At 41.8% G+C, this 21,852-nt stretch carries 2 protein-coding genes; both read left to right on the top strand.

Translation table 11 applies throughout. From position 1 onward, the window contains the following. Nucleotides 1-36: 36 nt before the first annotated feature. Nucleotides 37-11,925 carry a non-ribosomal peptide synthetase gene (locus F0220_RS18115; RefSeq protein ID WP_149846717.1) on the top strand — a complete coding sequence of 3,963 codons (11,889 nt, stop codon included), beginning with the start codon at nt 37-39 and terminating at the stop codon, nt 11,923-11,925. 35 nt (nt 11,926-11,960) lie between these two features. Continuing rightward, nucleotides 11,961-21,782: a non-ribosomal peptide synthetase gene (locus F0220_RS18110; RefSeq protein ID WP_105599264.1), complete on the top strand. Its 9,822-nt coding sequence runs from the start codon at nt 11,961-11,963 to the stop codon at nt 21,780-21,782. Nucleotides 21,783-21,852: the final 70 nt, after the last annotated feature.

Raw genomic sequence — 21,852 nt, 5'->3', positions numbered from 1 at the left:
TAAGCATGTTAGAGATGATTCATTTGGAGGAGAGATATGTATACTAATCAGTTTCAAACATTAGTGGATATTATCCGCGACAGAGGTAAAATAACGGACCGAGGTATTCGTTTTATCGATGCGGACAAACGTGAAACTTTTATATCTTATCATCAATTATTTACTGAGGCACAAGGGTATTTAGGTTATCTACAAGCCATCGGAATTAAACCTAAACAAGAGATTATTTTTCAGATTCAAGAAAACAAACGGTTTTTAGTCGCATTCTGGGCTTGTATACTCGGTGGAATGATCCCTATCCCTGTAAGTATTGGTGAAGATGAAGAACAAAACTTGAAAGTATGCCGTATTTGGAATTTGCTAAATAACCCTTTCCTGATTGCATCTGAGAAGGTGCTGGATAAAATGAAGAGATTTGTTTTGGAACATGACATGTTTGATTTCCATCATCAATTAGAAGTCAGAACGGATCTGATCCAAGACACCATATATCATTATGAATCTATTAATAATATAGTTGAACCTCAGTCTGATGACTTGGCATTTATTCAATTCTCTTCTGGATCAACCGGGGATCCGAAAGGCGTTATGCTCACCCATAGAAACCTGATTTATAATACTTGTGCTGCTATTAATGGCACACAAATTAGTTCAAACGATAGTTTTCTCTCCTGGATGCCCCTTACCCATGATATGGGTTTGATTGGATTTCATCTCGTACCCCTCGTGGCAGGAATTCATCAGTACTTGCTCCCAACGGAATTATTTATTCGCAAACCGATTCTATGGATGAAAAAAGTAAATGAACATAAAGCAACCATACTGTCTTCCCCTAACTTTGGTTATAAATACTTCCTGAATTTCTTTCGCGAAGACAAAGCGGAGGGATGGGATCTGTCATCTGTCAGAGTCATCTATAATGGGGCGGAACCTATATTACCCGAAGTGTGTGATGAATTCCTAAATGTATTGTCAGCATATCACTTAAAGAAAACAGCCATGTTTACCGTATATGGATTAGCAGAGGCCTCTGTTGCCGTCTCCTTTCCCAAGGTAGAAGAAGAATTTACTGCGGTGTACGTTCACCGGGATCATCTGAACTTAGGGGAGCGTGTCATCGAAGTCGAGAAACATGCTCAACATGTGGCATCATTTGTTGCCGTTGGCGAAGCAATTGATTATTGCCATCTTAGAATTTGCGATGAGGAAATGAACAGTGTTCCCGATTTGGTTATTGGAAAAATTCAAATCAAGGGGGATAACGTCACCCAAGGTTATTATAATAATTCACTAGCAACGGAGAAGTTATTAACGCACGACGGATGGGTGAATACAGGAGATCTGGGTTTCATCATGAACGGAAAACTGGTTGTAACAGGGCGGGAAAAAGACATTATCTTTATCAATGGTAAAAATGTATATCCCCATGACATTGAACGTGTCGCCATCCAATTAGATGATATTGAACTCGGAAGAGTTGCTGCTTGTGGTGTGTATGATTCGAATAGTCAAAGTGAAGAAATTGTTTTGTTTGTCGTGTACAAAAAAAAGATCGAACACTTCCTGCCTCATATTAAAGAAATCAAAAGACACCTATACAAACATGGGGGATGGAGTGTCAAAGAGGTACTGCCCATCAAAAAATTACCCAAAACAACAAGTGGGAAAATCCAGCGGTATCAGTTAGCCAAGCAGTATGAAGCAGGCAAATTCTCAACAGAATCTGCTTTCATCCATGACTGGATCAAGAATGACAATGACAAGGCAAAAGGAAAGGTTGCTGTTTCGGTTCGAGTCATAGAACGTGAATTAACTTCACTATTTTCTGAAGTGCTGGTTGGGAAAAAGGTTGACCTTGAGGATAGCTATTTTGATATGGGTGCAACTTCATTACAGCTGGCCCAAATCGCTGAACGTATAGAACAAAAATACGGAGAAGAACTTGCTGTTACGGACCTCTTTACCTATCCCTCGATAACTGAATTGGCAGCATATCTGTCCAGAGGCTACAGCGAGACCGTGAAAGTCAACCAAACTCAAGAGGATCATACGTCATCCAAAGATATTGCTATTATCGGTATGTCTTTGAATCTCCCTGGTGCATCAAATGCAAGCGAGTTTTGGCGTGTTTTGGAAAATGGAACACATAACATTCGGGACTACCCTGAAAGTAGGATAATAGACGCAGCGGATTATATACAATCCATGCGAAGTGAAATGAGCGAAATTCAATGGATCAAGGGTGGTTACTTGGATCAAATTGATCAATTCGACTACTCTTTCTTTGGCATAACCCCAAAAACCGCTCAATTTATGGACCCGAATCAAAGGATGTTCTTGCAAACGGCATGGCATACGATTGAAGACGCCGGGTATGCAGGGGAAGGAATCAATGGAAGAAATGTGGGCGTGTACGTGGGGTATTCCAAAGTTGGATATGATTACGAACGGCTGGTGACGGCGAGTTACCCCGCAGAACTCAAAAATTATATCATTGGAAATTTACCATCTGTACTGGCGAGCAGGATTGCATATTTCTTGAATTTAAAGGGCCCGGCCTTAACGATTGATACCGCTTGCTCCTCCTCACTTGTTGCTGTCCACATGGCATGTAAAGGATTGCTCGCTGGAGATTGTGAAATGGCAATCGCAGGAGGCATTCGAACGGCATTATTACCAATAAGTATCGGACTGGATATGGAATCTCCAGATGCATTGACCAGAACATTTAGCGAAGATGCCAACGGCACGGGATTTGGCGAAGGTGTTGGATCGATCATGTTGAAGCCAATGCAGCAAGCGATTAAGGACGGAGATCATATCTATGGTGTGATTAAGGGAAGTGCGATTAATCAGGATGGCAAGACGGTAGGAATCACAGCACCTAACCCGGAGTCACAGACCCATGTGATCGAAAAGGCATGGAAAGAAGCCGGCATTTCTCCTGATACGCTTAACTTTATTGAAGCACATGGAACAGGGACAAAATTAGGTGATCCGGTTGAGTTCAATGCTTTGCGTAAAGCTTTTGAGAAATATACGGATCGGAAACAATTTTGTGCAATCGGATCTGCCAAAGCTAACATTGGACATGGCTTTGAAGCGGCGGGAATCGCTGGATTAATTAAATCTATTCTTATGTTTCAACAGAGAAAGATTCCACCATTGGTTCACTTTGACAAGCCTAATCCCTTGCTTAAGTTTGAAGCCTCCCCTTTTTATGTGAATCAGGAATTAATGGCTTTTGGTGAAGAAGAGGGTCCATTACGATGCGGGATTAGTTCTTTTGGTTTCAGTGGTACGAATGCACATGTTGTTCTCGAAGAATATGTTCCTTCCAAAACAGTAGATAAAAGCATGTCCCAAGAGCCTCATCTATTTGTTCTGTCTGCTGCCACCGAACGGGCGCTGGATGAACTGGTCAGAACGTATCAAGAATATCTAACCGATCACACGGATGTTTCCATTCAACAAATCTGTTATACAGCCAGTACGGGAAGGGCTAATCTGGATTATCGGCTTGCCATCGTAGTCACGAGTACACAAGAATTACATGAAAAATTGCAACGAATTGCAAACGGAGAGGGTAAACTGCCCAATGTTTATTTTGGTTATGCCAAAAAAGACAAGACGCTTGTTACCGATCATCTGTATGCTCAGGGCAAGGTAGAATCTTTAAATGAACTCGGCAAGTTATTTACACTGGGGGCAGTGATTGATTGGGAAAGGTTTTATAATCATGAAGTCATTCGGAAAATTCCATTACCTTTATACCCATTTGAACAGAAGCGGTGTTGGATTGAAGTCAAACATCAGATACCAGCGGGACATAGGTCAGAGAGGAATGAGGTTCAAATGGAGATGAATGCAAACGATATTGAATTAAAGATTAAAACAAGTATCAGTCGTGCATCTGGTTTGAAGTTGGAAGAGCTGGATCATCAAGCTCATTTTCTCCAAATGGGATTGGATTCCATTATTCTTGTGCAAATTCAGAAGGAGATCTCAGAGCTGTTCCGTTTGGATATCCCGATGGAAATGTTTTTTGAAACCCTTACAAATATTAATTCCTTAGTTAAATATGTGTCAGAGAATATAAAGCATCATGATGTATCTGAAAATATAAACAATCAAACAGTTCAGGAGCATACTGAACAACGAAATCTGGCATCTGTGAACAATATAAACACGGCAAAATCATCAGGGAATGTGTCGGAACAAATTGTGATGTCTGCCATTCAGCTCATGGAGTCCCAATTAAAAAGTTTGAATGTGTTGTTAGGCGAGCAAATGAATGCTGTTCAATCGCCTCTTTTGGAAATGAAACATCATGAGACCAAACCAACCAAAGAAATCCAACCCAATTCGGAATCGAAGGAAGCCAAACCTTTTATACCGTATCAATCGTTGAAGATTCATGAAGAGAGCGGATTATCACCGCTTCAGAACCAGTATGTTGAACAATTTATAGCCAAGTATACCGCAAGAACCAAAGGTTCAAAATTAAAAACAGGCCAAACACGTTTGGTTCATGCGAATAATCGCAATGTGTCTGGATTTCGCTCGTATTGGAAGGAAATGGTGTATCCCATTATTTCAACACGTGCAGAGGGATCTAAGTTATGGGATCTGGATGGGAATGAGTATTTGGATCTGACGATGGGATTTGGTGTAAATCTATTTGGCCATAATCCAGCTTTTATTCAAAATGTAATAGCAGACAGCCTCCAGGAACAATTGCCTCCATTGGGCCCTATGTCAGACTTGGCAGGAGATGTCGCAGCTAAAATTTCCGAGTTGACAGGTGTAGAGCGTGTCGCATTTTATAATTCAGGAACAGAAGCTGTCATGGTTGCACTTCGTTTAGCGCGGGCGGCAACGGGGCGTTCCAAAGTTGTATTATTTTCCGGATCATATCATGGTACACATGATGGGGTGTTGGGTGTAGCGAATCCTGGGGATGCTTTATCGTCTGCGCTGCCTATGGCTCCTGGTATTGTTAATAGCGCTATGGAAGATTTGATTATTCTTAATTATAACCATCCGCAGTCCCTGGATATAATTCAGAACCTGGGTGATGAATTGGCTGCTGTGCTTGTAGAGCCGGTGCAAAGTCGAAGACCTGATATGCAGCCAACACAATTCTTACGGGAACTTAGAGAAATAACAAATCAATTTGGGATTGCACTTATTTTCGATGAGGTCATCACTGGATTTAGAATTGGTCTGGGTGGAGCACAGGATTGGTTTGGTGTTCAAGCAGATCTGGTTACGTATGGGAAAGTGGTCGGTGGCGGGCTGCCTATTGGCATAGTCGCGGGTAAGGCTGAATTTATGAATCCGGTAGATGGTGGAACCTGGAACTTTGGTGATGATTCTTACCCTTCCGATGCAGATAAGAAAACGTTTGTCGGTGGAACCTTCTGTACACACCCTCTTACGATGAGAGTGATGTTAACGGTACTACAGTATCTTCAATCTGAAGCAGAAACCTTATATAAGGAATTAAATGAAAAAACAGATTATCTTGTTAAAGAATTAAATGCGTTTTTCAAAACAGCGAATGTACCGATGCAAATGGTGAACTATGGATCATTATTTCGATTTATATCATTTGGAGATATGGAATTATTCTTCTACCATTTAATGTATAAAGGTTTATATATTTGGGAAGGCCGTAACTGTTTTATATCGACTGCGCATTCAATGGAAGACATGGATACCATCATCAAGATCGTAAAAGAGACGATCCATGAACTCCGTGAGTGGGAATTTATCCCTGGTAGCACGCCTATTTCGGAATACTCTCTCTCTTTAGAGCAAAAACAATTGTTATTAACTTCATTACATGGGGAAGATGCAAATGCTGCATTAAATCAGAGTGTTATTTTAAAAATGACAGGCGAACTGAAACCTTCTGCGTTGGATAAGGCCGTAAATCAGATTACACAGCGTCATGAAGCTCTGAGAACAGTCATTCATGCCGATCGTGAAACACAACAAATTCAGCCTGTAATGGAGTTTCAGTGCACATGGCTGGATTTCTCAGCACACGATGGTGAGAACCAAGAACATGAAATTTCCAATTGGTTATCTGCCGATGCAAATGAAGCCTTCGATTTACAGTCTGGGGAACCGCTTTTTAGAATCACTTTGCTTAAGCTGGCAGCAAATCAACATTTTATGGTACTGACATTTCATCATATTATTGCTGATGGCTGGTCGATTGCTTTATTTATTCAAGAGTTGGAACATACCTATTCTGCTCTGGTCCGAGGGGTTCCCGTTCGATTGCCTGAAACGACTCCATTTCGTGAATACCTAACGTGGCAACGACTTGAGCATGAAAAAGGGGCATTTACCCAAGGAATTCAGTTCTGGAGGGAGCAATTCTCCTTATCCTATCCCAATTTTACACTTCCATCGGCACCGTCTGATGATGTGCCCAAGGGATTTGCTGGTGAACGATATTCCATCAAGTTGGATAATCAATTAACAGAGTCTTTGCGAACGTTAAGTATCAATAATAAGAGCAGTTTGTTTGTAACGATGTTTGCAGCGTTTCATTTATATTTGCATCAACTAACAGGGCAATCACACCTTGTCATCGGGGTGCCTACAGCGGGTCAGTCTCATATGCAAAAAAATGCGCTGATTGGCAACTGTGTCAACATTGTACCTGTTCATCATGCCTTGTTAACGAAGCAGTCCATTGTAGACCATGTTCTTCAGCTCAAGGAAACGCTGGCTCTTGTCATGAAGCATCAGCATGTTCCATTGACCCTCGTATCCGAACAGCTTGCTCCTATGACTGCACCGGATACCCGGATTTTATTCAATATGGACAGAACGATTCATCATCTTCAATTTGAAAATATCAAGACTGAATTCATGTCGTATCCGATCAAACATATTTCTTACGATTTATTTCTTAATATTACGGATGTTAGCCATGAATTGTACCTGGATTTTGATTACAATACCGATCTCATTGGACCTGAGATGATGAAACTGTGGTCTGAAGGATTTAAAGGTTTGCTGCAACATATGGTGAGTCATCCAGAGGCTGAAATTTCGTCTTTGACGTTGTTCTCATCCGAGCAACAGGACCAATTACAGGGAATGTATAATCGGTTTGTTACGGAGCGTCTTCCTCACGTTAATCATGCAGCCATATTCGAGCCTCCAGTCAATGACGTGGAGAAAAAGCTGGCTTTAATCTGGGAGGACGTATTATCGCTTGATCAAGTGGGGAGACATGATCACTTTTTTGTTCTCGGAGGAAACTCGCTCAAGGCGACAGTAATGCTTTCAAAGGTACATGAGCAGCTTAATCATAAAATTTCAATCGTTCAATTTTTCAACAATCAAAGTCTGAAGGAGCTAGCGAGTCTGATTACAGGCGAGAATAAGGAAACATTCATTCCGATTAAGGCATTGGACGTCAAGGAATTCTATGAGACGTCATCTGCACAACAACGGATCTACTTTTTGGATCAATTTGAGCCAAATAGTGTGTTTCAGAACATGTGCGGCCATATCACGGTCACAGGAAATATCGATGAAGCTAAACTAATTTCGTCATTGGAACAAATCGTGCACCGTCACGAAGCTTTTCGCACCAGTTTCCATCTGATGGATGGAGAGCTTTACCAGCGTATTGCTCCAACGATTGATTTTGAAGTACAACGATCTCAGGAAAGCTCTGCTTCATTCGAACAACATGTTATGACGTTTGCCAAACCATTTGATTGCTCCAAAGCGCCGTTAATACGTGCCGAATTCATTCGTATAGACGATGATCATGTAGAGATCCTCATTGAGATGCATCATATTATATCGGACGGATATTCCGTTGGCATTCTTGCGAATGAACTGATTGATGTGTATGACGGAAGAAACATGTCGGACATTGAGGTTGAATACAAAGACTTTGCAGCTTGGCAGAAAGAATTTCTGGCAGGAGAGTCTTATAAGCAGCAAGAAAAATATTGGCTGGATCAATTCAAAGGAGAACTCCCGAACCTTAATCTGCCTACTGATTTTGTTCGGACAGCTCATTTAACTTCGGCAGGTTCAAGATTGTCATTTGTGTTGGACGCACACTTGAAGCAGTCGCTGGAGAAGCTTGCGAAACAAACGGGAACTACGATGTTTATGGTGTTATTGGCAGCGTATAATGTGCTGCTTCATCAATACACAGCACAAGAAGACATGATTGTAGGCACGCCAACATCAGGAAGGAACCATCCGGATGTCGAGAATATGATAGGTGTCTTTATCCAGACGGTAGCGATTCGATCACAGCCGGTGGGGAATAAGTCGTTTCGATCCTATCTCGAGGAAATAAAAAAACAATCCCTGGATGCATTGGATAACCAGGACTATCTTTTTGACAACCTTGTAGAGAATTTAAACACACATCGGGATACAACCGGGACAGCACTTTTCAATACGATGTATATCTTCTTAAATACCGCGTTGAATCAACGGCAAGAACAGGATTGCAGCTTTAAAGTTAGAGAATTAAATGTCGGTGTATCGTTATATGACCTGATGTTCATCGTTGAGGATGATAACGAGTGTCTGGAAATGCACTTTAATTACAAGACGGAGCTGTTTGAACGGGATACCATCGACAGAATGAAAACACATCTGTTCAACATCCTCAGAGACATTGTGATCGAACCGGATATTGTCTTGTCCGATATTCAAATGCTGTCTGAACATGAGCAGAACGTTCTTTTATATGACTTTAATGAACCCAACATAGAATATTCCCGTGATCAGACCATCCAGGAATTATTTGAAGCACAGGTGGAACGGACACCCGATCAATTAGCCGTTGCTTTTGGAGATGAGCAATGGACGTATCGTCAACTGAACGAACGGGCGAATCAATTGGCATATACGCTTAGAGCTGAGGGAGTGCAGCAGGATCAATTTGTAGGTATTCTGACAGATCGTTCGATTGATATGATCGTTGGCATCTTTGGCATTCTAAAAGCAGGCGGGGCGTATGTACCGATTGATCCGGATTCTCCTGACGAGCGTATCCGCTATATCCTGCATGATTCGGGGGCCACGTTGTTAGTCACGCAAAAGCATTTGAAGCAGTTGGTATCGTTTAATGGAAAAATGATTGATTTGGACGATAAAGAAACCTATGCAGCTAATCTGTCGAATCTGGAACCAGCGGGGAATTCCGAGCAGTTGGCTTATGTGATCTATACTTCAGGCACAACAGGCATGCCAAAAGGTGTGATGATCGAACATCGTCAGGTTCATCACTTGGTTAAAGCGTTGTACAGTCAAGTGATAGATGATCAGCATAGTAGTATGCATGTTGCTTTACTTGCGCCTTACTATTTCGATGCATCTGTGAAGCAGATTTTTGGCGCACTGCTGTCAGGACATGCCTTGTTTATTGTAGACAAGGACACAGTACTGGATGGACAAGATTTAATGAATTATTATCAGCACCACCAAATTGATTTGACAGACGGTACGCCTGCGCACCTGAAATTACTTTCGAAGGCAAAAAACGTTCAAGGCATATCGCTAAAATATATGCTCATTGGCGGTGAAGCTCTTTCTCAGCAAAGTGTAAATGAAATCACATCCTTATTTGCTCTCAATCATAAAACGCCTCCAACCATAATTAATGTGTACGGTCCAACAGAATGTTGTGTGGATGTTGCGACATACCGTGTACTTCCAGAACACCTGGATACAGCGAATCAACGAGCTCACCTACCGATTGGTCGAACATTAGGAAATAATCGCCTGTATGTATTGAACAAACATGGCAAAGTTCAGCCTGTAGGCGTCATAGGGGAATTATGTATCTCTGGCGATGGGGTGGGGAGAGGATACTTGAATTTACCTGAGCTGACAGCAGAAAAATTTGTACGTGATCCGTTTGTCCAGGGAGCGACAATGTACAAAACGGGAGATTTGGTGAGATGGCTTCCCGGTGGCCATATCGAGTATTTGGGAAGAATGGATCACCAAATTAAGATTCGCGGATACCGGATCGAAGTAGGAGAAGTCGAAGCGGCGCTGTTAGATCTAGAGTGTGTGAAAGAAGTTATCGTCATTGCACATGAGGATGATCACGGGGACAAATCGTTATGTGCATACTTTACAGCGGATTCCACGCTGACGGTGGGAGAGCTAAAACAAAGCCTCTCTAAGGTGTTGCCGAATTACATGGTTCCAGCCTACTTTATACACTTGGATCACATGCCTCTGACATCGAACGGGAAAATCGATCGCAAATCGCTTCCGAGTCCAGAAGAAAACATACAAACGGGAAGTGAATATATAGAACCCCAAACTGGGGTGGAAAAACAGTTGCTGCCTATTTGGCAGGCTGTGCTTGCCGTGAAAAAAATCAGTGTAAAAGACAGTTTTTTTGATGTAGGAGGCAACTCTTTACGTGCGACCAAGCTGGCCGCCAAAATCAATCAAAAGCTGAATATCCGTATATCGGTTAGAAACGTCTTTGAATGGCAGACCATTGAACAGATGGCTCAATCTATTGAACAAATGGAACAGGATGTAGTAGTGTCCATTCCTCAAGTAGAGGAAAAAGAGTATTATCCTATTTCTTCGGCCCAAATGAGAATGTACATTATGAGCATCAAAGCTGGCAAGGAACTCATGTACAACATGTCAGGTATGTTTATGCTGGAAGGATCGCTTGATCGGATCCGATTGGAAAAAGCATTCCAACAATTGATTCATCGTCATGAATCGCTTCGGACCGCATTCAAAGTCATACACGGAGAACCGAAACAGATCGTATACCCTAAAGTGAACTTTGGAATTGAATTGATCGAGTCAACGGAAGAAGAGATCGAAGATCGCATTGAACAGTTTGTTCGCACATTTGATCTCGGGCAAGCACCTCTTATGAGGGTGGGACTTATTGAACTTCAGCAGGAGCGTCATGTATTGCTGGTAGATCTCCACCATATCATTGCAGACGGACTATCCGTGCATCTTCTGATGACTGAACTTAGCCAGTTCTATAAGGGAGAGGAGCTATCTCCTCTTCGAATTCAATATAAGGACTATGCTGAATGGCAGCAAATACAGCTTCATAGTGAGCGGATGAAAAAGCAGGAGAAGTATTGGCTTACTGTGTTTGATGAGAGTATCCCGCTATTGGATCTGCCAACAGACTATGAAAGACCTGAAACCCTAAGTTATGCGGGAGATGTATTGGACATTGTTTTGCAAGAAGACATCCTTCCAGGCTTAAGGAACGTGGAAGCACGGACAGGAACAACGTTATATATGACTCTATTAGCCGCCTATACCATTCTATTATCTAAATACAGCGGGCAAGAAGATATCATCGTGGGTACGCCGATTGCAGGCAGGACACATGCTGAGCTGGAGCCGGTCATGGGCATGTTTGTGAATACACTGGCTATTCGAAATTATCCTGCCGCGGATAAAACTTTTACGGAGTATCTGCTGGAAGTCAAAGAAAATATGTTGAACGCATATGAGAATCAGGATTATCCGTTTGAAGAATTGATTGAGAAAGTGAATGTAACCAAAGATGCTCGGCGGAATCCGTTGTTTGACACCATGTTTGTATTGCAGAATACAGATGCTTCAGAGATTCAGATGGATGGGGTAACCTGTAAGCCTTATGCTCCAAATACGAGAGTATCCAAATTCGATTTAACGTTGTATGTTACCGAATTGCAACACAAGTTAGAAGTGGCCTTTGAATACAGTACGATTTTATTTGAGAAAACAACGATTGAAGCGATGTCACAAAATCTGTTGGTCATATTAACAACGATTGTCAACGACCCTCATATTGAAATCAAGAAGATTCAATTGGTTGAAGAATTAATAGATGAGGATACGCTGGCTGATCTAATTGAAGTAGATTTCTTCTAAGCTAACCTAAAAATATAAAGTGATCGGGGTGCCGTATGTCTATTTTTAAGAAACAGGAATCGTATTGGGCAAGCCGATTTGAAGATGAGGATCATCTTGTTCATTTGCCTTATTGCAAGACAACCTCCAAACACCCAGACGATACGCAGCACCAGAATGATATATATAAGTCTTTGTCAGCCGATGTTTCACATAAAATCAAGTCCATGTCGCGAAATGCTCCTATGGCCATTTACACGATATTATTAACCGGAGTTCAGTGCCTGTTATATAAATACACGAATGAAACCAAGATGATTATTGGCATACCAACGATGGAAGAAAAGAACAATGATCTATCGCTCTCGAATAAGGTTCTTGTCTTAAAAAATAATATCAATCATGTAATGTCATTCAAATCCTTATTTAATCAAGTGAAGATCAGTTTAACGGAAGCCATTCAGCATCAACGAATCCCTTTCAGAAAAATGGTTGAACGTTTAAATGTTCAGTATGATTCGAACCATGTACCTCTAATTCACACCTTGGTTTCGTTGAATGAAATTCATCCTGCCCTTGATGAAAATCACGTAAAAGCGACGACAATGTTCCACTTTGATCTGGAGAACGACTCCATTCAGTTAAGATTAGTTTATGATGATGATCGTTATGATCGGGATTATATGGTACAAATTGTTGAACATCTTGACCAATTATTTTCCGTAGTTCTAAACCAACCTGATCTGGAGCTATGTCAAGTTGATATGTTATCAGAGTTTCATCGAAACAAGCTGTTATATGACTTTAACGATACAAGGGTTGAGTATCCACAGAACAAGACGATTCATCAATTATTTGAAGAACAGGTGGAACGAACACCGGACCATCCGGCAGTCGTATTTGAGAATAGACAGTTAACGTACAGAGAGTTAAATCAAAAATCCAACCAATTGGCCCGATTGCTTCAAGCTAAGGGGGTGCAGGCGGGTCAGTTCGTTGGCATTATGGCAGAGCGCTCACTTGAGATGATCATAGGTTTATTCGGTATTTTAAAAGCTGGCGGGGCATATGTCCCAATCGATCCGGAATATCCGGCAGACCGTATTCACTATATCCTTGAGGATTCAAAAGTGGCTTGGTTGCTGCATCAAAGTCATATACAGAAACCTGAACATTTTGCAGGGACATGTGTCATTCTGGATTTTGAAATAAATCACCATGATCATCATTTAAATTTGGTAGATGGAGCGATCTCCAGTGATTTGGCATACATGATCTACACGTCTGGAACAACAGGTCATCCCAAAGGCGTGATGATTGAACATGCCAGCATTGTGAACTCCCTGCAATGGAAATCGGATTTTTATCATTTTACCGGAGATGATCGGGTATTAATGCTGAATCCTTTCGTTTTTGATTCATTTATTACTCATTTCTTTGGTCCGATGATATCTGGCTCGACCGTGTATTTGTTAAACCAGCAACAGTGCAAAGATGCTATAGCCATCAATACGATGGTCAAAAAACAGCAAATCACGCACATCCAAAGTCCACCCAGTTTCTTGATGACCCTTTTGGAACAAGTAAGCTCGGAAGATTGGGTATCCATGAAAAATGTGGTGGCTGCGGGTGAGAAGATTGTTCCTGCCTTAATACACAAATTGCAGCGCATCAATCCACGTATCGAAGTGTGTAATGAGTACGGGCCCACCGAAAACAGTGTTGTATCCACAGTTCTGTCGATCAAGTCGGCAGATCAAAATATCTCAATCGGGAAGCCTATTGCGAACAATAGAGTCTACATTTTAGGAGAACGGAATGAATTGCAGCCTATTGGAGTTCAGGGAGAGTTATGTGTAGCCGGAGCAGGGCTATCCAGAGGTTACTTGAACCGTCCAGAACTGACGGCGGAGAAATTCGTGGATGATCCATTTGTTTCGGGAACAAAAATGTACAAGACAGGTGACTTCGCAAGATGGCTGCCCGATGGGAACATAGAGTATATAGGAAGGGTAGATCATCAAGAGAAAATTCGTGGACACCGGATTGAACTTGGTGAAGTGGAGACGGCTCTTCTAAATAGTACCCAGATAAAAGAGGCCATCGTCATAGCCAGAGAAGATGAAACGGGAACCAAACAATTATGTGCATACCTGGTAGGAGAGGATGCAATCACGATCGGGGAACTGCGGGAGGCGCTGTCCCAGCAGCTGCCAAACTACATGATTCCGTCCTATTTTATACAGCTGGATCAGATGCCGCTCACGTCTAACGGGAAAATAGATCGCAAAGCGCTGCCTGCTCCCAAAGAACATATGTTAAAGGGAAAGGAGTACGAAGCACCCCGAACGATGGTGGAACAACAACTTGTATCGATCTGGGAAGAGGTACTTGGGGTAGAGAACATTGGGATTTTGGATAATTTCTTCGAGCTTGGAGGAGATTCGATTAAATCCATTCAGGTTTCTTCAAGATTATATCAAGCAGGTTACCAGGTGCAGATGGATCATCTGTTTAAAAATCCAACCATAGCAAGCTTGATTCCCTATGTTCAACCCATAAGTACCCTGTCAGAACAGGGAATCATCACTGGTAAAGTAATGCTGACTCCAATCCAGCATTGGTTTTTTGAGCAATACAAGGTGGACGCCCATCATTATAATCAGTCCGTGATGCTGTATCGGAAAGAAGGTTTTCACGAAGCCACACTTCGCCGTGTATTCGATAAACTGAGTGAGCATCATGATGCACTTCGTACGGCATATCGCCTTACAGAACAGGGTTATGAGGCGTGGAATGAAGGGCAGGAAAAGGACCCCTTATATACACTTGAAGTGATGGACTTCCAGTCATTGGAAGATCCGTCTCAAGAAATCGAGAAGAAGGCAAATGAAATGCAAAGCATGTTCACTTTGGAACGTGGACCTTTGATGAAGCTGGGCGTATTTCAATGTGCAGACGGAGACCATTTACTCATCGTTATTCACCATCTAGTCATCGACGGGGTTTCATGGCGAATTTTGATCGAAGACCTATCGAGGGGCTATGAACAATTAAGTGATGGACAACCCATTCAACTACCGCAAAAAACGGCTTCATTCCAATTATGGGCAGAACAGCTCCAGTTGTATGCGAACAGTGATGCGATAACGCAAGAAATTGCATATTGGAACGAAATTGAAAAAGTAACCTATAAGCCGTTACCTACAGATTTTGAAGCGGATCATGCACTGGAAAAAGACAGTGAAGAGATCACGATGGAATGGTCAGCGGCAGAAACGGAACAATTATTAAAACAAGCGAATCGTGCTTATAAAACGGAGATTAGCGATTTGCTGCTCCATGCATTAGGCATGTCTATTCACCAATGGACGGGCATGGATAAAGTGCTGGTCAATCTGGAGGGACATGGAAGAGAACAAATTTTACCGGATCTCGATATTACACGAACGATTGGATGGTTTACGAGCCAGTATCCGGTTGTACTTGATATGGAAGCAAGTTCTAATATGTCTTTTCTCATCAAAACAAACAAAGAAATGATTCGTCAAATCCCTAAAAAAGGGATTGGTTATGGTATTTTAAGATATTTAAGTGCACATCAGCAAGAAACTCCATATACCTTGAATCCTGAAATTAGTTTTAACTATCTGGGACAATTTGATCAGGATCTTCAGAATAGTGGGATGCAGATCTCTCCCTATCCAGGCGGAATAACAGCAAGCGACAATCACAGAAGAAATGTTCTTATCGATATGAATGCTTTAATTGTGGAAGGCAAATTGACGTTGTCCCTTCGGTATAGTCGCACACAATATCAAAAAGAAACGATGGAGCGAGTGGCAACATATTTTAGAGATCATCTGCAAGAAATCGTGAAACATTGTGTGACAAAAGAGAGGCCGGAATGTACACCAAGTGATCTAACGTTAAAAGGAATTACGATTGAAGAATTAGAAGGATTTGTTCAAGAATCTGAGCATATTGGTGAAATCGAAGATATATATGCTTTGTCACCGATGCAAAATGGCATGTTCTTTCATCATTTGCTTCATTCAAAATCGGAAGCGTATTTCCTTCAAACGACGCTCGATCTTCATGGCTCGTTAGACGTGGAAGCTTTTACGAAGAGTCTGGATCAGTTGATGCAGCGTAATTCCATTCTCAGAACAAATTTTCATAGCAAATGGAAGAATGGCCCCCTGCAAGTGGTATACCGTCATAAACGGAATGGGCTAGTATACGAAGATTTGCGTGAGATGAATGAAAAAGATCGTGAAGCATACGTGGCAGAATATACAAGAGCAGATAAAATAAAAGGTTTCGACCTGTCTCAGGATGTGTTAATGCGTATTTCGATCTTGCAAACGCATGACCAAACCTATCGTTTCATTTGGAATTATCATCATATTTTGATGGATGGCTGGTGCCTATCTCTTGTAATCCAAGAGTTGTTTGATGGATACTTTGCTATTCAGGAACAACGAAAACTGGAGGCAAAGAGTACAATTCCATACAAACACTATATTGAATGGCTGGACAACCAAGATCATGAAGAGTCCCTGAAATACTGGCGTGACTATTTGCAAGGTTATGATGAGCAGACTACTTTGCCAAAAGAACATTCCATTACGAAGAGTAATGAATATCATTCAGAGCATATGATTTGTACACTTAGTCAGGAATTAACCGGACAGATCGCACAAGTGGCCAGTCAGAATCAGGTGACGCTGAATACGTTCATGCAGACAGCCTGGGGAATGTTACTACAGATCTATAACGGCAGTGAGGATGTTGTATTCGGAAGCGTGGTGTCGGGCAGACCTGCGGCGATTGTTGGAGTGGAGCGAATCATTGGTTTATTCATCAATACCATTCCTGTACGTATTCAGACTCAAGGTAACGAGACATTTGCAGCGATTATGAAGCGGAATCAGGAATATGCTGTCGCTTCGCATCCACATGACACGTATCCGCTATACGAGATTCAAGCGGAAACATCGCAAAAGCAAAATTTGATTGATCACATCCTGATATTTGAGAATTATCCTGTACAGGGCATTATGGAACAGTTTGGGGATCAGGAAGAGACAGCCCTTCGGATTACGAATGTAGAAGCAGATGAACAAACGAACTATGATTTTAACCTGATTATTAAACCAGGCCAATCCATGAAATTCATGTTCTATTACAATGCTAACGTCTATGATCGGGCAAGCGTAGAACGCATTCAAGGTCACTTGATTCAGATGTTGGAGCAAGTGGTCAACAATCCGCTTATCCCTATCCATGACATTGACTTGACTACAACACAGGAGAAAAAACAAATTTTGGAGCAGTTTAATGATTCTATGGCTGAATACCCAATGGACAAGACAATTCATGGACTGTTTGAGGATCAAGCGGCAAGAACTCCTGAACACGTTGCGGTTGTATTCGAGGATCAACATTTGACCTATCAAGCGCTGAACGAGAAAGCCAACCAATTGGCAAGAATGCTGAAGGCTAAAGGCATTCAAAATGATCAGTTAACCGGGATCATCGCTGATCGTTCGCTAGACATGGTTGTAGGAATCCTTGCGATTTTGAAAGCGGGGGGCGCATACGTGCCGATTGATCCTGAATATCCAGAGGATCGTATAAACTACATGCTACAGGATTCGGGTGTACATGTATTATTAATGCAAAGTCATTTGCAAGAACGCATCTCTTTTGCAGGAGAGGTCGTTTGCATGGATCTACCTGAGTCCTATCATGAAGATCATTCCAACTTGGGAATGACTGCTGTACCAACAGGCCTGGCATATGTAATTTATACCTCAGGAACGACAGGTAAACCAAAAGGGACATGTATTGAACATAAAAATGTGGTGCGATTGTTGTTCAATAGTAAGAATTTGTTTGATTTTAACGCATCAGATACATGGACATTATTCCATTCTTTTTGTTTTGATTTTTCGGTATGGGAAATGTACGGGGCATTACTCTATGGAGGAAAACTGGTTATCGTACCTCAAATGACGGCCAAAAGTCCGGAACAATTTCTACAATTGTTAAAAGACAAGCAAGTGACGATTTTGAATCAAACGCCAACGTATTTCTATCATCTTCTTCAGGAAGAACTGTCAGATCATGAAGCAGATTTGGAATTAAGAAAAGTGATTTTTGGAGGAGAAGCCCTCAATCCCTTGTTATTGAAGGACTGGAAGCTGAAATATCCATTTATCCAGTTAATTAATATGTATGGGATAACCGAAACAACGGTTCATGTAACGTATAAGGAAATAACCGACATTGAAATACATGCTGGAAAGAGCAATATTGGCAAACCAATCCCGACGTTGCAGACCTATATTTTGGATCAACATCAACGCCTTCAACCAATCGGTGTTCAGGGAGAATTAGTTGTAGCTGGTGAGGGCCTTGCCAGAGGTTATCTGAACCGACCTGATTTAACCGCAGAGAAATTTGTTGATCATCCCTGGATTACAGATGGGAAAATGTATCGCACTGGAGATGCCGCAAGATGGCTGCCGGATGGAAATATTGAATATCTGGGACGAATCGATCATCAAGTGAAAATTCGCGGTTACCGAATTGAGCTTGGCGAAGTGGAGACTGCGCTTTTGCAAATAGATTCCATTCAGGAAGCGGTCGTTATTGCCCGTGAGCATGAGGATGGTTCGAAGCAGTTGTGTGCGTACTGGAAAGGCGACAGCTCACTGACAGCGAAGAAAATCAGAATGGTGTTAGCAGATGAAATTCCGGATTATATGATCCCGTCTTATTTTGTTCACTTAGAGCATATACCGTTAACTTCCAATGGGAAGGTTGACCGAAAGGCATTGCCATCTCCACAAGAACGTATGCAAAAAGGTACCGAGTATATGGCGCCACAAAACGCTGTAGAACAAGCGATCGTCGCTGCCTGGGAAGCTGTGCTTGGTGTTCAAAAGGTTAGCACATCTGATCATTTCTTTGAACTCGGGGGCGATTCGATTAAATGTATTCAAGTTTCCTCACGACTGCTCCAAGCAGGGTATAAAGTGGAAATGAAGCATTTCTTCACCTATCCAACAGTAGCAGAGTTGAGTGAACACGTTACATCTGTGAGCACTATTTCTGACCAAGGGGAAGTTACGGGACAAGTGAAGCTGACACCTGTTCAGCGCTGGTTTTTTGATCAAAATATGGTGGACGCACATCATTACAATCAGGAAATGATGTTCTTTCGTGAAAAAGGGTTTGATGTTCGCTTTATTCACAGCATCATGAATAAGATCGTTAAACAGCATGATGCTCTCCGTATCCTTTATCGACAAGCGCCTGAAGGCGGATATGAAGCGTGGAATCGAGGGGCAGACGAAGAAGGATTATACAGTCTGGAGATCATTGACCTGAAGAATGAGGTTGATCCTGCATCATTCATTGAAAATAAAGCAAAAGAAATTCAGAGTGGTATGGATCTGTCTCACGGACCTTTGATCAAACTTGGGTTGTTCCAATGTACTGAAGGGGATCACCTGCTTATTGCCATCCATCATTTATTGGTAGACGGGGTATCATGGCGTATTTTATATGAAGATATTCAGACAGGGCAAGATCAGTTCTTGAGAGGTCAAGAAATCCGGCTTCCTCAAAAAACGATCTCGTTTAAACAATGGGCAGAACAATTGTCTGCGTTTGCAGATAGCGCAGTGATGAAGCAAGAGAATCAGTATTGGAGAAATGTGGAGCATGCCCAGCTAAGCCCGTTGCCTAAAGATATGGCTCGTACTGAGACGATTGGCAAAGATAGTGAAACGATCACTATTCATTGGACAGCAGCGGAAACCGAGCAATTATTAAAGCAAACACATCATGCGTATCATACGGAAATTAATGATCTATTGCTGACGGCATTGGGAATGGCTGTTCATGATTGGACAGGCGTGGGAGAAATCCTCGTAAATCTGGAAGGGCATGGTAGAGAAGACATCCTGCCAGAGCTGGACATTACGCGTACAGTAGGATGGTTTACGAGCATGTACCCCGTTATGATTACGATGGAGTCCGGGGCTGACTTATCAAGGAAGATTAAGACCGTCAAGGAAGGACTGCGCCAGATTCCAACCAAGGGCATTGGTTACGGGATTTCGAGGTATTTGTCACATGGAAATGAAGGATTCAAGTTAGAGAAAAATCCCGAAATTAGTTTCAACTATATGGGACAGGTGAATCAGGATTCGGGCCAAGATGGCATTAAATTCTCGCCTTATTCCAGCGGACCATCCGTAAGTGAAAACAACAAGAGACCTTTTGTGCTGAATATCAATGGCATTGTTACAGAGGGTCGGTTGTCGCTGTCCATTAACTATAGTTCAAAACAATATCGCCGGGAAACGATGGAGCAATTGGCCTATCTCTATAAAGAAGGTCTTAATAGAGTCGTTGAACATTGTGTAACGAAGGAACAAACCGCGCTTACGCCAAGTGATATTTCATGCAAGTCATTAACCATTGATCAATTGGATCAAATCGTGGAACAAACCGGGCACATCGGTCGAATCGAAAATGTGTATCCACTTACACCATTACAGAAGGAAATGTTGTACGAAAGTGAACGGAATCCAATTTCCGGCGCTTACTTTGTACAAATCATGTTTGACATGCGTGGAGATTTGGATGTGACTTCTTTTGCGCGAAGCTTGGATCAATTAATGCAAAGGCATGCGATATTAAGAACTAATTTTTACAGTGATTTCGCGGACCTCCCTCTTCAAATCGTGTATCAAGAGAAGAAATTTGAATTTCACTATGAAGATGTAGCTGGCACAAGTGAGCTGCAACGTAAAACGTATGTTGACGAGTATATCGAGCAAGACAAGGCCAGAGGATTTGACTTACAACGAGATTCGCTAATACGTATGTCTGTTTTACGAACAAAGCATGAGGAATACCGCGTCATATGGAGTTTTCATCATATTTTGATGGACGGCTGGTGTATGTCTCTGGTAAGCAAAGAAATATTTGAGAATTACTTTGCGATTCGGGAGAATAGAAAGCCTCAAGTGACGCTATTGACACCTTATAGTCAATTCATTGAATGGTTGGAACAGCAAAATCATCAAGGAGCAATAACCTATTGGAGTCATTACTTGGATGGTTATGAGGGGCAAACGAAACTGCCTGGAGAAAAAATCAAACCAAAACATGAAAGACAGGATTCCAGAACACTGAACTGTTATTTGGATGATGTACTAATCGAACAAATGAAACAGATTGCGGAACAGCAGCATGTAACGCTCCATACATTAGTGCAGACTGCCTGGGGTGTATTGTTGCAGCAATACAATGAAAGCAACGATGTTGTATTCGGAAGTGTTGTGTCAGGCAGACCTCCTGTTATTCCTGGGATCGAGAGCATGATTGGATTATTTATTAATGCGATTCCTGTTCGTATCCAGGCTCAGGGCGATGAATCATTCACATCCCTAATGAAGAGGACCCAAGGACAGGCTGTGGATTCACATGCATATGATACGTTTTCGTTGTATGATATTCAAAATCTGACCGAGCAGAAACAATCTCTGATTAACCATGTTGTGGTGTATCAGAATTTCCCGGTGAATGATCAGATGGAGGATTTGGGCAAAAAAGGTGAAGTACCACTGGAGATTACGAATGTTGGGGGGACAGAACACAATAGTTTTGATTTTACTTTGATCATCAAGCCCCATGAGAACATGAAGGTCATATTGATGTACAATGCCAAAGTGTATGACCTATCAACCGTTGAACAGATTCAAAAACACTATATTTCCATGATTCAACAAGTGACAAGTAACCCCGAAGTTAAAATAAACGAACTTGGATTGATTACATCGTCCAGTTATTAGAGCATTCGTAAACCCCAATGTCTTCGTTTCCAACGAATCGAAGACATTGGGGTTATTTTTTAACAAATAC

The sequence above is a fragment of the Paenibacillus sp. 37 genome, from assembly GCF_008386395.1.
GTDB classification, from domain to species: Bacteria; Bacillota; Bacilli; order Paenibacillales; family Paenibacillaceae; genus Paenibacillus; species Paenibacillus amylolyticus_B.
This window is presented reverse-complemented; position numbering and strand designations above follow the sequence as displayed.

Excerpts from the sequence above, each read along its gene's own strand:
- F0220_RS18110 (WP_105599264.1), top strand. The coding sequence starts at position 11,961 with ATGTCTATTTTTAAGAAACAGGAATCGTATTGGGCAAGCCGATTTGAA.
- F0220_RS18115 (WP_149846717.1), top strand. The coding sequence starts at position 37 with ATGTATACTAATCAGTTTCAAACATTAGTGGATATTATCCGCGACAGA.